Genomic DNA, 14,486 nt, shown 5'->3' with positions numbered 1-14,486 from the left:
TCAAGTATTTTACTCTTTGTTAGGCTGATAATGATATGGTCTAAATCACTACTTTTGTGTCTGAATATGAATAAGCTGTTCTTTTACCCCGTCATTGTACTTTTTTGTATGGTATTTTCTGTTGATAGTGCTGATGCTCAGACGGAAATCTCGTTTGAAGTGTCGTTTTCGGAGCCTCAGGCTCATTACGCTGATGTAAAGATGAATATCTCAGGCATTAAGACTGATTCCATCGATATAAAAATGCCTGTTTGGGCTCCTGGCTCCTACCTGGTGAGAGAGTTTTCAAAAAATGTTGAGCAGTTTTCAGTATCAGCAGGTCAGCAAACTGTTCCCTTCAGAAAAGTAAATAAAAATACATGGCGGATCTCTACTGCCAGTAGCAAGAAGATTGAAGTTTCTTACAAAGTCTACGCGTTTGAAGTGTCGGTTCGTACGAGCTTTGTAGATGATTCGCACGCATTTCTTTCTCCCACCGGGACATTTATGTATGTTGAAGGACTATTGCAACGGCCTGCAACGGTAGTGATCCGGCCGTACGAAGGATGGAAAAAGGTTTCGACAGGACTAGAATTGGTAAAAGGTAAGCCGTTCACCTATTATGCGTCTGACTTTGATGTGCTGTTTGACTCCCCGATAGAGGTCGGTAATCAGGATATCTTTGAGTTTACGGCTGCAGGTGTGAAGCATGAAGTGGCGATGTATGGGGGCGGAAATTATGATAAAGCGAAGTTGTCTGCCGATATGACTAAGATCATCGAAGCGGAGACAGCTATTTTTAAGCATATGCCAAACAAGAGATATGTTTTTATTGTACATAACTTTCAGTCGGGCGGCGGCGGTCTCGAACATCTTAATTCCACAGTTTTGGGCGCATCGCGGGATGCATATGCTACAGATAAAGGCTATAAGGATTTCATGAGCCTCGTTGCACATGAGTATTTCCATTTGTGGAATGTGAAGAGACTACGCCCGCAGGCCTTAGGACCGTTTGATTACAGCAATGAGAATTACACAACTGATCTCTGGATATCCGAGGGGTTTACGGCATATTACGATAATTTGATGTTGAGACGTACGCAACTGTACACTCCGGAGAACTACCTGAACGTGCTGTGCGCCGATATTGAAACTGTGACAAATCAACCTGGTGCGGGGGTGCAACCTGTAGCTGAATCCAGCTTTGATGCCTGGATCAAGTACTACCGCCCTAACGAGAATTCAAAGAACACGGGGATTTCTTACTATAACAAAGGTGCGGTCTTAGGAATGGTTCTGGATTTGGAGATTATTAACGCAACGAAGGGTGCAAAAGGCTTGGACGATGTGTTGAAGGCCATGTATGACGAGTACTACCTGAAACAGAAGCGTGGGTTCAGCAGTGAAGAATTCAAAGCTATGGCTGAAAAGATCGGCGGAATATCTTTGGACAACTTTTACCGCGATTATGTTCATAAAGCATTACCTATCAACTTCAATCTTCACCTGGACCATGCAGGTTTAGCCCTTATAGATGATAACGCGGGATCAGTTAAGCCATCATTAGGATTAGTAGCCGCTATTAAGGAAGGGCGACTTACAGTAAGTAGCGTTGTTAGGGGAGGTACTGCCTGGAATGATGGAATTAGTGTGAACGATGAAATTATAGCAGTGAACGGAAACCGGATCGTAGATGCTGTTGCTCTTGATAAGTTAATCAGCAGTAAGCAGGTCGGCGAAAAGGTTACGATTCTATTATCCCGGGACGGCCTTGTGCGCACGCTTGCGGTAGCATTGAAAAAAGAAAATAAGGCAAAGTTCCGTATCGAAGCTTCAAAAGACGCATCTGCACAACAATTTGCAGTCCGGAAAAAATGGCTTAATTTGTAATACAAATATCACTTATGACAAAACTTGCGGAGCAATTTCAAATTACCTCAGAAGAGAAAGCATTTGATTTGGACCACCGAAGGGTTATTAATTTTAACATCGGGAGGTACACAACAGCTGTTAACCGGGGTTTGTCACGGCTCGCAAATTTAGAGCAGTCTAAGAAGAAGGCCCATGTGATTAAGTGGAAGGTGATGGAGAACCTGGATAAGTTTCTTCCTGAATTTGAAGCGAATTTCCTGAAGCGCGGAGGAAAAGTCATTTGGGCAAACGATGCAGAAGAAGCTCAGGCAGAGATTTTGCAGATTATCAAAAAGGCGAATGCCCGCACGGTGATCAAATCAAAATCGATGACCACGGAGGAAATCCACCTGAATGAATTTCTGGAGCGGAACAATATTGAGTCTGTTGAAAGCGATCTGGGTGAATATATTGTCCAGCTCCTAGGTCAAAAACCTTACCATATTGTTACTCCCGCGATGCATCTGAGCAAGGAAGACATTGCAAAGCTTTTTCATGAGCGTTTTGGAACTCCTGTAGATGCTACTCCGGAACAGCTGACCGCCAAAGCGAGAGAACTTCTTCGTGAAAAGTACACTACAGCCGACGTCGGTATAACAGGTGCAAATTTCCTCATCGCTGACACCGGGAGTGTGGCTGTTACAGAGAATGAAGGTAATGCCCGGCTCACCACTACTTTTCCGCGTATTCATATCGCGATAGTCGGAATAGAAAAAATGATTCCGTCAATAAGTGACCTTGATCTGTACTGGCCATTGCTATCAACCCACGGGACGGGTCAAAACCTTACTGTTTATAACAGCATTTTCAGCGGTCCGAGGCAGGAAGGTGAAACCGATGGTCCCGAGGAGATGTATGTGGTTCTGCTGGATAACGGACGTACAAATCTTTTAGCTCAGAAGGACCAACGCCAGGGCCTATATTGCATCCGTTGTGGCGCTTGTCTGAATGCCTGTCCGATTTATAAAAACGTTGGAGGACACACTTACGAAACCACCTATAGTGGTCCTATAGGTTCGGTTATTACTCCGCATCTGGATGGAATGGAAGACTTTAAACACCTGAGCTATGCATCTAGCCTATGCGGAAAGTGTACAGAAGTTTGTCCGGTCAAAATAGATATACATAAGATGTTGTTGCTTAATCGCAGGGACTCAGTGGTGCAGGGCATGGCCCCGAAAGTCGAGGAAATGGGATGGAAGGGATGGCGTGCATCTATGCTGAAGCGGGGTTGGGTCGATCTGTTGGGCGGCAAATTCAAGAATTATATACTGAAAACTTTCTTCAAGAAAAGCTGGGGAGAGCACCGGGAGTTACCCCGTGTTGCGCAGAAATCTTTTAGCAAGCAATGGAAAGAAGGTAAACGAAGTGCTGATTAATATAAAAAATCACATTTTCACTTTCTTGTCTACAAAGAGTTGTAGTTTTGCCGCACTAAATGGGCCAAATGGATAAATTAAATAGACAAAAGGACGCGTTAGATTATCACTCACAAGGCCGTCCTGGTAAGATTCAGGTTGTACCAACAAAACCTACCAATTCCCAAAGAGACTTAACTTTAGCTTACTCTCCCGGGGTTGCAGAACCTTGCTTGAAGATAGCCGAAAATACAGATGATGTTTATAAGTACACTGCAAAGGGAAATCTTGTCGCAGTTATAAGTAATGGAACAGCAGTTCTAGGGCTTGGGAACATCGGACCTGAAGCGGGAAAACCTGTAATGGAAGGTAAAGGTCTTCTTTTTAAGATATTTGCTGATATCGACGTATTCGATCTGGAATTGAATACGACCAATATAGATGAATTTGTTAATACTGTTAAGGCTTTAGAGCCAACGTTCGGAGGTATAAATCTCGAAGACATCAAAGCCCCCGAATGTTTCGAGATAGAACGCAGGCTGAAGGAAGAGATGAACATTCCTGTGATGCATGATGACCAGCATGGCACAGCTATTATTTCCGCTGCAGCTTTACTGAACGCCTGTGAGTTACAGGGTAAAGATATTGAAACTATCCGCATTGTTGTAAATGGTGCAGGAGCAGCCGCAATATCATGTTCAAGGCTATATGTTAGTCTTGGTGCGAAAAAAGAGAATATTGTCATGGTTGACCGCTCTGGTGTGATACGTTCAGACAGGGCGAAACTTGATCCTCTAAAAGCAGAGTTTGCTACAGATCGGGATTTGCACTCACTTGAAGAGGCAATGGTGGACGCAGACGTCTTCATAGGGCTCTCTGCTGCTGATTCACTTTCTGCTGAGGCACTTTTAACGATGGCTGAAAATCCGATCGTTTTCGCAATGGCCAATCCCAATCCTGAGATATCTTATGAACTTGCAACGGAGACGAGAAAAGATATCATTATGGCTACCGGCAGATCCGATTATCCTAATCAGGTAAACAACGTTCTTGGATTTCCATATATTTTCAGAGGGGCAATGGATGTGCGGGCCACTACCATTAATGAGGCCATGAAGATTGCGGCTGTCAGAGCTATCGCAGATATGGCGAAGAAGCCTGTTCCGGAAGCAGTAACCCTGGCATATAACCTGCACAATATCCGGTACGGAAAAGACTATATCATTCCGAAACCTATGGATCCACGGTTGATCACGGTTGTTTCATCAGCAGTTGCGCAGGCGGCAATCGAATCAGGAGTGGCACGTACGGTGATTACCGACTGGGATGCATATAAAGAAGAGTTAAGTAGAAGATTAGGAGCAGAAGATGCGATTTTAAGAGCACTTAGCAGTCGGGCGAAGTCTGCTCCGAAGCGTGTCGTATTTGCAGAAGCCGATCACTATAAGATATTGAAAGCGGCACAGATTGTGAAGGAAGAAGGAATAGCGATTCCTATTTTGCTTGGCAATCGGGAATCAATTCTTGGAACCATAAAAGAGCATGATCTTGATCTAAACGGCGTATCTATTATCGACCCGTTTGAGGATGAAGAGCGGTTGGAACAGTATGCACAATATCTTTATTCGAAGAGACAGCGCAGAGGTATCAGCTTGTTTCAGGCAAGAAAGCTTATGCGCGATCGCAATTATTTTGGCGCAAGCATGGTTGAGTTCGGAGAAGCTGACGCACTGATCTCAGGGTTAACGAAAGACTACGGGTCTACGCTGAAGCCTGCTTTACAAGTGATCGGGCCAGATCCTAAGATCAACAGGGTTGCGGGTATGTATATGATGCTTACAAAAAAAGGTCCGATTTTCTTTGGTGATACAACGGTGAACAAAGATCCGTCGGCAGAGGAGCTGGTGAGTATAAGTCTCCTTCTGGACAAGTCGGTACGTAAGTTCAATGTTACTCCAAGAATCGCACTTTTGTCTTACTCCAATTTCGGATCGAACGAGGGAGAAATTCCCAACAAGACCCGTGAGGCAGCGCGAATCCTTCATGAAAGCTATCCGGAGATAATCGTAGACGGAGAAATGCAGGGAAATTTTGCTGTTAATAGTACATTATTAAAGGAGAATTTCCCCTTCAGTAAGCTGGTAGACTCACCAGCTAACACATTGGTGTTCCCGAACCTTGAATCGGGGAATATTGCCTATAAACTACTTCAGGAACTTGGTGAGGCAGAAGCAGTAGGGCCGATTTTACTTGGATTGAACAAGCCTGTTCATGTCTTGCAAATGGGTAGCTCGGTAAGAGAAATTGTCAACATGGCAACGATCGCAGTCGTAGATGTCCAGGAGAAGCTTGAAGAAGCGTCAAATAGCTAGTATCGAATATGTTCGCTTATATTGATGGTAAACTTGTTTTTAAATGTGCCACCTATGTGATTATTGAGGCGGGAGGGGTAGGCTACCACATCAATATATCGATCAATACATATTCAAAGCTGCCAGAGGGGGAGCGCTGTAAGCTTTTCGTCTGGCAGCATATTAAAGAGGATGCGCACACGCTTTATGGCTTTATTGATGAAAGCGAAAAACGTTTGTTTCTGCATTTGATATCTGTTTCCGGGATTGGACCGGGCACGGGGAGAATGATTCTGTCGTCTATTACCCCTGATGAGATCCAACAGGCAATTGTGAAAGGTGATGTGCCTCTAATTCAAAGAATCAAGGGCATTGGTCCAAAGTCGGCGCAAAGGATGATCCTCGAGCTTCAAGACAAGCTCAAAAAAGAAGGGGTCGACACTCTTACCTCCGTTCCACAATATAACACAACTAAAGATGAGGCTCTTTCAGCCTTAGTCATGCTTGGATTTGTTAAAAATGCTGCGGAGAAGGCGATCGATAATGTTATAAAGCGAGAGCCTGCTAACCTTTCTATAGAGCAGCTAATTAAGCTCGCACTAAAGAGCTTGTAATAACAAAATAAAAGCTAATGGTTTGAAACCGACCTCTGTTTTGTTTCTGTTGCGATGCCTATTCCTGTTATTGCTTGCTTTGCCGGTGTATGTTAGGGGACAGAGGCCTCAGCGCGATAGTCTTAAAATACCCTTTCCATTTAAAGATTCATTTTTTTCTGACCATAAAAAGTCACCTTCTTTATTCCTGCCGAATCCGAATAACATAGAACAATCAGTTGTCTTTGATCCTGCCACGCGTAGGTATGTTATTCAGGAAAGAATTGGAGAGCAGTTATACCGGGCTCCAAGATATCTGACCATTGAAGAATATCAGAAGTATGTCGACCAGCAGATCAGAAGTGATCTGAAGCGCACCATCTCTACTTCGAGGGATAGTGTCAGGCGGTCAAGCCCGCTCATTCCAGCTTTAAATATTCAGAATCCTGTATTTGAACGAATCTTTGGGGGATCAACAATAAGTATCAGACCTCAGGGTACGGCGGATGTTACTCTCGGAGGAAGGATTAATCGTAACGAGAACCCGATTTTAACAGAGAGGCAGAGGAAGCAATTTAGTCTTGACTTTGACCAACGCATTCAGATGAACGTAGTAGGTCAGGTGGGAAGCAGGTTACGTATAGCAACGAACTATAACTCAGAAGCACAATTCGATTTTGAGAACCAAATAAAAATTGACAAGGCGGGAAATGCTGACGATATTTTGCAGCGGCTCGAAATCGGGAATGTCAGCTTGCCTCTTAATTCAACTTTAATCACAGGAAGTCAGGCCCTGTTTGGTGTGAAAGCTCAACTTCAGTTCGGGCGATTAAATGTAACGAGTGTTATTTCGCAGCAAAAGTCACAGCAGCGGGAGATTACCGTAGCTAACGGGGCGCAACAGAACGAGTTTCGCATAAGCGCCGACAACTATGAGGCAAATAAACATTACTTTCTTGCCCATTATTTTCGAGAAGAATACAACAAGGCACTCGAAAGAATCCCGCTGATCAAGAGCAATATAAATATTACCAAAATTGAAGTTTGGATAACCAACCGCGCTAATAGTTCTGCAGATTCCCGGGATGTACTGGCATTAATGGATCTTGGGGAAAACACTCCTTACCAACGTCAACTTTTTCAGGGTGGCGCAGGCTATTCACGTTATCCTGCAGGTACGAATGACCCGGGGTTTCCTCAGCAATCCAATGATTTGCTGGAAAAATTGCCGGAAGGTGCCACATTAAGTAACTCTAATTTTGTCTATAACTATTTCCAGGGATATGGTGGCACGGATAATTATTCCAAACTTTCGTATGCACGTAAACTTACCGATCAGGAATATGTCCTAAATCCTCGCCTGGGATATATCTCGCTTAATTTTGCTCTTAATGCTGATGAAGTGTTAGCTGTAGCTTATCGTTATACTATTAACGGGACGGAATATCAGGTAGGACAATTTGCCACCGATGTGCCGGTGAACCCTGATGCCCCGCGGGCTTTACTCACCAAGTTACTGAAGAACGAGAATCTGAAGACGAGCCTCCCAACCTGGGACCTCATGATGAAGAATATATACGCTCTCGGCGCTTATCAGATTGGAAGAGAAAATTTCAAATTGAATATTTTCCGTCTCGATGAAAGTACTGGTGTGGAAAAGCCGCAAATTGCAGAAGGACAGAATACCACAGGTAAGTTGTGGCTCAATCTTACCAACCTGGATAATCTTGATCAAATTAACAATTCAGGACCTGATGGTGTATTTGATTTTGTAGAGGGTATAACCATCGATCCTCAGTACGGAAGAATAACCTTTCCGCTAATTGAACCCTTTGGGCGTGATTTGGCCGCTCGATTTACCTCATCTGAGCAGGGCTTGGTAAACAAGTATGTATTTCAGGCACTTTATGATTCTACCCGTACTAATGCACAACAACTCTTTCAAAAAAATAACCGCTACATCATTAAAGGAACTTACCAATCAGATGTCAGTGCTGAGTTCCAGTTGAACGCCACCAATGTTCCCGAAGGTTCTGTTCAGGTTATTTCAGGTACCTTACCGCTTGTAGAGGGAACGGATTATACAGTTGATTACACCATCGGTAGAGTTCGTATACTTAATGAGGCCATGTTGCGATCCGGACAGCCGATTCGTATTAAGCTGGAAAGCAATGAGCTTTTTGGACTTCAACAGCGATCCTTGTTCGGATCAAGGTTAGATTACGCACTTAATGACAAATTGCACCTGGGTGGTACATTTATGAGCCTTTCGGAAAAACCTTTGTCAGCAAAGGTCAATATCGGAGATGAACCTATCTCCAATTCTATCTGGGGAATTGATGCCAATTACAGCTCAGATTCTCGCTTCTTAACACATTTGATTAACAAGATCCCATTTATACGTACCAAAGAACCATCCCGGATTACTTTATCCGGCGAGTACGCCAACCTTATTCCCGGACATTCGAAGGCACTGGACTTTGCGGGAAGCAGAGGGGTCAGTTATCTGGATGATTTTGAGGGAACAAGATCAGTTATTGATTTAAAGAGTGCAGTTGGCTGGCAGATATCCAGTACACCTAAGTTCTTTCCTGAATCGGAGTTAAACGATGACCTGGCTTATGGATTTAACAGAGCCAGACTCGCATTTTATAACATTGACCCTGTTTTTTACAGGAGGGGAAGTTCACTTGCTTCTTCCGGGCTTCCAGGCGGGCTTGACGAGTTGTCTAATCACTATGTAAGACAGGTTTTTGAGCAGGAAGTTTTTCCTCTCAAGCAGTCCGTCACAGGCATACCATTAACGTTACCCACACTTGATCTTGCATTTTATCCGAAGCAACGGGGGCCTTATAACTTTACGATCAACGATGTGAACCCTGACGGTACCTTGTCAAATCCTGAAAAAAGATGGGGAGGGCTATTCAGGAAACTTGAATCGACAGACTTCGAGGCCCAGAACGTTGAGTACGTAGAGATCTGGATGATGGATCCGTTTATATATAAGCCAGGCTCCAAGGGTGGCGATATGTACATTAATTTGGGAAATATATCAGAGGATATCTTGAAAGACGGTAGAAAATCCCTGGAGAATGGCTTGCCTGCAGATGGATCTGATACCCAAACTGAGTTGACCAAATGGGGCAGGGTGCCAAAACTACAGCCCGTCAATCAAGCTTTTGAAAATAGTGCTGCAGCACGAAATGCACAGGACGTTGGTCTTGACGGCCTTAATGATGATGCAGAAAATCGGCACTTCTCTGATTTTATCAATCAAATCGTACCCCGCTTGCAAGGGAGTGCAGCAACAGAGCTTAAACAAGATCCGTCATCAGATAATTTCAGGTACTACAGAGACGCTGAGCTGGATAACGAGAATGCAGGGATATTGAAGCGCTACGAGCGATACAACAATACTCAGGGAAATTCCAGAACTGCCGATCAGTCTTTATCTGAAACCGGTTTGAACAATGCAGCGTCTACATCTTTGCCGGATGGTGAAGACATAAATCGGGACAATAATATGTCGCTTACTGATGAATACTTCCAATATAAGGTGTCTATAAGGCCCGAGGATATGGTTGTAGGCCAGAACTTCATTACTGATAAGGTGACGTCAAGCGTTAAAGCTGCTAATGGCAGTACGCAACAAGTATCCTGGTATCAGTTTAGAATCCCGATAAGTCAGTACCAACAGCGGGTTGGTGGAATCGAGGATTTCCGGTCAATCAGATTTATGAGAATGTTTCTAACCAACTTCCCGGATTCGGCGGTGCTCAGAATGGCCAAGTTGCAGTTGGTAAGGGGTGAATGGAGAAAATACAACTCCGAAGGAAATCCGGCGAAGGTGTTGACTGATCCTGCCCTGGGAACCAATCCTGGTTTGGACAATTCCGTTGTAGAGGTGAGTACAATTAACATAGAGGAGAATGGAAAGCGTACTCCGATTCCGTATGTTATTCCACCTGGAATTACCCGGGAAAGAGACTTGAGTAGCTATAGGGGAGATGCAGAGCAGAATGAGCAGTCCTTAGCTCTTCAGGTATCTCAGCTGAGAGATGGGTACGCCAGGGCAGCTTTTAAGACTGCTTATACCGACTTTAGATCATACGGGAAGATTGAAATGTTCATACATGCTGAGGGAGATCAACTTCGTAATAAGGAGCTCTCGGCCATAATCAGGATAGGGAGTGACAATCAGGACAACTACTATGAATATGAGATTCCTTTGGATGTCACTTCTCCCGGTTCGAATGATGCTTATGCTATCTGGCCGGAAAGCAACAAGTTAAGTCTTGAATTTAAAAGACTTCAGGAAGCGAAGGTTGCACGGAACAGAGCTATTATAGAAGGTGCTCCATGGCCAATCAACATACCTTTTGAATTTCCTGATGGGGAACGTACGATCCGGGTGGTAGGACAACCAGATCTAAGCAAAGTACGCGTATATATGCTCGGAGTGAAAAATCCACTTAGAAGCGCAGGAGGTCGTACGGGAGACGACGGGCTGGACAAATCCGGCCAGGTTTGGTTCAACGAATTACGTCTGTCGGAGTTTGATGAGCGGGGAGGCTGGGCTGCTACAGCACGATTAAATGCAAAATTGGCCGATTTTGCAGATGTGACTGTATCCGGAAGTAAGAGCACTGTCGGCTTTGGCTCTATCGACAGACGTACGAGTGAGAGAAATCGGTCTGATGACAGATTCTTTGATCTTGCATCCTCGCTGGAGCTAGGAAAGTTCTTTCCACAACGGTCCGGAATGCAAATTCCAGTATTCCTGAATTGGTCTTCACAGCGCAGTATCCCTCAATTCGATCCAGGTTATCAGGATGTGGAATTACAGACCATGTTAAGGGGGCTATCGGACAAACAAAGAGATTCCATTCATCGTATCGTAGATGACTACACACGGCGGCGGAGTATCAACTTCAATAATGTGAGAAAAGTCAGAATGGATCCATCAGATAAAGTGCGACTTTGGGATATTGAAAACTGGGCCGCTTCCTATGCCTATAACGAGTATGATCATCGCGACTTTATTAACGAAAGATCAATTCAAAAGACATATCGGGCCAGTCTTGCTTACAGTTACAGCAGTAAACCTCAGCCAATAGTGCCTTTTGAGAAAATCATAAAGACAAATACACTTGCGTTGTTAAGAGACATTAATTTCAATCTGCTGCCTTCTGTTCTAAATTTTAGAATTGACGTAGATAGGTTATACGCGGAAAATAGTTTGAGGGACAATGACCCGGCGAACGTATTGCCTCTGAGTACATTCAACAAGAATTTCCGCATGAGCAGACTATATGGCATTAGCTGGAATCTTACCAGATCTCTGCAACTCGATTTTAATGCAACAAACTATTCAATTATTGATGAACCTCAGGGTCGTATAAATGGTATGGCACGAGATACTATTTGGGAAAATCTCAAACGATTGGGGCGGACTACAGATTACGATCACAACTTGAACATTACTTATAATCTCCCATTAAGCAAAGTAGCGGCGTTGAACTGGACGAGTGCGGCAATAAGGTATGGTACAAGCTTCAATTGGACAACTGAGTCTGCAAATACACTGCGTGATCCTTCAATCACACTTGGCAACACCATTCAGAATTCAAGAATTATACAGGTAAACCCTACTCTTAACATGGTTAGGCTTTACAACAAGTTTGGTGCGTTAAGGCAAAAAGGTAAGGAATCTTTCTCATTTTCAAACGTCCTCAAAGAGCTAATAACCGGGGTTAAGAATGTAACAGGTGCGTACACACTTACCCAGGGAACATTCTTGCCTGGATATACACCGGGAACAAACGTATTCGGATATGACCTGGATGAAAATGCTCCTGGTTGGGCGTTCCTTTTCGGAAGTCAGAGAGACATTCGCCCGAAGGCTGTAGCTAACGGTTGGATCAGTAGAGATACACTTCTTAATCAGCTATACGTAACCAGTAAGAAGGAAGACATTAGTATAAGGGCCACCATTGAACCACTGAAGGATCTTAGAGTAGAACTTACTACTACCAAGAATTCAAGCTTTAACTTCTCTACTAACTTCAAATATAATTCGCTAGTTGATGATTTTGAAAGTCAAGCCCCTATCACTACTGGCGATTACAGCATCTCTTATACAGCGCTCAGAACGAGCTTCTCATCGATTGATAATGCTGACATGTTCAGGCAGTTTGAAAAGAACAGGAAAATTATTTCATCCAGATTGGGCGCGCTAAATCCTAATTCAGTTGGCTCGACGAACGGGTATAGTAACGGTTATGACAAGAATTCTCAGGATGTCGTTGTCGCATCGTTTATTGCAGCGTATACTGGTAAAAGCGCAGAGGCAGTGAGTCTAACCAGTTTACCGAAAATTCCAATACCTAACTGGCGGGTAACCTATAACGGATTAACCAAGTATGAAATGTTTAGCAATTTCGCGTCGTTCAACTTGAATCACAGCTATCGTTCAACTTACAGTATAAACGGCTTTTCCTCCCTTGCCCGGTATAAAGAGGAGAATGGTTTTGTCAGTGTGAAAGACGGCCAGGGCAATTATTTGCCAATTTATCAGTTTTCTCAAGTTATGTTGTTTGAGCAATTCGTTCCTTTGATCGGCGTGGATTTCCGGCTAAAGAACAATCTGTCAGCCAATTTTGAATTCAGAAAATCCAGAGGATTAAGCTTAAGTCTTACCAACAGTCAACTCGCGCAACAGCAGGATAATGGAATCATCTTTGGATTTGGATATAGATCATCAGATTTCCGGTTTCCTTTTGGACTTTTAAGTGGAAGAAAAACTAAAAACGATGTAAACTTCAAGCTTGACTTCGCCCTTAACGATAGGAAAACAGTTGTCTACAGGGCTGATGTGGAAGAATCCGAGGTCTTTTCCGGCGCCAAAAATATTGCATTGAGACCGTCGATCGATTATTTTCTGAATCAGAGGCTGAACATTCGATTGTTCTATGATGGCAGTGTTTCAAAACCTTATACGTCTCAAACTTTCAATACCGCCTTCAGCAATTTTGGAATAAATCTCAGGTTTACCGTCCAGTGATAATTGGAATGTAATTTCATTCAGCTATTTTTGAAAAAAAAACAACATGAATTTCCCTTCAGAATTAAAGTACACAAAGGATCATGAGTGGATCATGGTAAATGGTAATGAGGCTGTCATCGGCATTACTGAATTCGCGCAGCGTGAATTAGGGGACATCGTTTACATTGATATCAATACCATTGGTGCCGAAGTAGCAAAAGACGAAGTGTTTGGAACTGTTGAGGCTGTAAAGACCGTTTCTGACCTGTTTATGCCTGTTACAGGTACAGTGTTGGAGCTCAACGAAAAACTGGATTCCGCACCTGAACTAGTAAACCAAGATCCTTACGGAGATGGATGGATGGTTAAAATTGCAATCAACTCGCCCGAGGAATTAAATAGTCTTCTATCGGCTGATGAATACAAAGACCAGATAGGCCTATAATGATTCAAAATCTAAGATATCAGTATCTGTCTATTATTTGGCTGATACTGGTATTAATCCTCTGCAATATGCATATGAGTAGTATCACTGACAATGAAGCTTCATTCTTTGAGGGCTTCGACAAGTTGGTGCATACCGGACTATTTTTTGTTCTCACATCCCTTATTCTAAGAGGCAAGCTAAAACAGCAGAAGGCTCAGACACTCAGATTATCTACTGTAGTGAAGATCGTTCTGTTTTCTGTTTTCTTTGGCGCATTTATCGAATTGCTACAATGGAAAGTGTTTACATACAGATCTGGAGATTGGTGGGACCTCTTTTGTGATGCGCTGGGCGTTTCGATGTCGGTATTTAGTTACTTCTGTCTAAACTGGGATAGATATGGTAAAGCCTTTTAACCTCATAATCGCAATTTTCCTCTCTTTGTTCCTTCTTTCGTCCTGCGGAATCTTCCACAAAGGGTGTAAGTGTCCGACTTTTAATAAGTCGAAATAGCTTTTTTACAATAAAAGGTGATGCGCGTGACATGCGCTATTTGGATTTATTTCAAATAAGCCCTATTTTTGAAGAGATATGAAGCTATCACAGTTACAACCGGGGCAATCAGGTGTCGTTAAAGAGTTTACAGATCTTGAAATGTCTGTGAAATTGATGGAAATGGGATGCTTACCAGGCGAGTTGATTCTCGTGGATCGCTTTGCACCTCTCGGAGATCCTATGGCAATTACCGTATCCGGCTATCAGCTGAGCCTGCGTATGCAGGAAGCTTCAACAATAATATTGGATCAGATATAAGTGAAAAGC

Annotated in this window: 8 protein-coding genes; all 8 read left to right on the top strand. The window is 43.4% G+C overall.

The window, feature by feature from the left end; translation table 11 throughout:
* The first annotated feature begins 108 nt into the window (after positions 1-108).
* The 8 genes from ACO1NU_RS16350 (at position 109) to ACO1NU_RS16315 (ending at position 14,477) form a co-directional block, all read left to right on the top strand.
* Positions 109-1,869, top strand: coding sequence for a M61 family metallopeptidase (locus ACO1NU_RS16350; protein WP_448819565.1), 1,761 nt, complete (start codon positions 109-111; stop codon positions 1,867-1,869).
* Positions 1,870-1,883: 14 nt separating this feature from the next.
* Positions 1,884-3,269, top strand: a complete 1,386-nt coding sequence (locus ACO1NU_RS16345) for a LutB/LldF family L-lactate oxidation iron-sulfur protein (RefSeq protein ID WP_448819564.1) — start codon at positions 1,884-1,886, stop codon at positions 3,267-3,269.
* A 68-nt stretch (positions 3,270-3,337) separates the two neighbouring features.
* Positions 3,338-5,620, top strand: coding sequence for an NADP-dependent malic enzyme (locus ACO1NU_RS16340; RefSeq protein WP_448819563.1), 2,283 nt, complete (start codon positions 3,338-3,340; stop codon positions 5,618-5,620).
* Positions 5,621-5,628: 8 nt separating this feature from the next.
* Positions 5,629-6,213, top strand: coding sequence for a Holliday junction branch migration protein RuvA (ruvA, locus tag ACO1NU_RS16335; RefSeq protein ID WP_448819562.1), 585 nt, complete (start codon positions 5,629-5,631; stop codon positions 6,211-6,213).
* 22 nt (positions 6,214-6,235) lie between these two features.
* Complete coding sequence (sov, locus tag ACO1NU_RS16330) at positions 6,236-13,255, top strand: T9SS outer membrane translocon Sov/SprA (protein WP_448819561.1); 7,020 nt, start codon at positions 6,236-6,238, stop codon at positions 13,253-13,255.
* Between the two features lie 46 nt (positions 13,256-13,301).
* Positions 13,302-13,682, top strand: coding sequence for a glycine cleavage system protein GcvH (gene gcvH, locus ACO1NU_RS16325; RefSeq protein WP_448819560.1), 381 nt, complete (start codon positions 13,302-13,304; stop codon positions 13,680-13,682).
* Between the two features lie 74 nt (positions 13,683-13,756).
* Positions 13,757-14,080 (top strand): VanZ family protein, encoded by a 324-nt coding sequence (locus ACO1NU_RS16320; RefSeq protein ID WP_448819559.1) that lies wholly within the window; start codon positions 13,757-13,759, stop codon positions 14,078-14,080.
* Positions 14,081-14,255: 175 nt separating this feature from the next.
* The gene (locus ACO1NU_RS16315; RefSeq protein ID WP_448819558.1) at positions 14,256-14,477 is read left to right on the top strand and encodes a FeoA family protein; all 222 of its coding nucleotides are present in this window, start codon (positions 14,256-14,258) and stop codon (positions 14,475-14,477) included.
* The last annotated feature ends 9 nt before the right edge of the window (positions 14,478-14,486 follow it).

The organism is Arcticibacter sp., assembly GCF_053551015.1.
The sequence above is the reverse complement of the archived record's forward strand: the minus strand, read 5'-3'. Positions and strand labels throughout refer to the sequence as shown.

Bases quoted from the DNA above. Each gene is read 5' to 3' on its own strand.
- ACO1NU_RS16350 (WP_448819565.1), top strand. From the start codon at position 109: ATGGTATTTTCTGTTGATAGTGCTGATGCTCAGACGGAAATCTCGTTT.
- ACO1NU_RS16315 (WP_448819558.1), top strand. From the start codon at position 14,256: ATGAAGCTATCACAGTTACAACCGGGGCAATCAGGTGTCGTTAAAGAG.
- ACO1NU_RS16340 (WP_448819563.1), top strand. From the start codon at position 3,338: ATGGATAAATTAAATAGACAAAAGGACGCGTTAGATTATCACTCACAA.
- gcvH (WP_448819560.1), top strand. From the start codon at position 13,302: ATGAATTTCCCTTCAGAATTAAAGTACACAAAGGATCATGAGTGGATC.
- ACO1NU_RS16345 (WP_448819564.1), top strand. From the start codon at position 1,884: ATGACAAAACTTGCGGAGCAATTTCAAATTACCTCAGAAGAGAAAGCA.
- ACO1NU_RS16320 (WP_448819559.1), top strand. From the start codon at position 13,757: ATGAGTAGTATCACTGACAATGAAGCTTCATTCTTTGAGGGCTTCGAC.
- ruvA (WP_448819562.1), top strand. From the start codon at position 5,629: ATGTTCGCTTATATTGATGGTAAACTTGTTTTTAAATGTGCCACCTAT.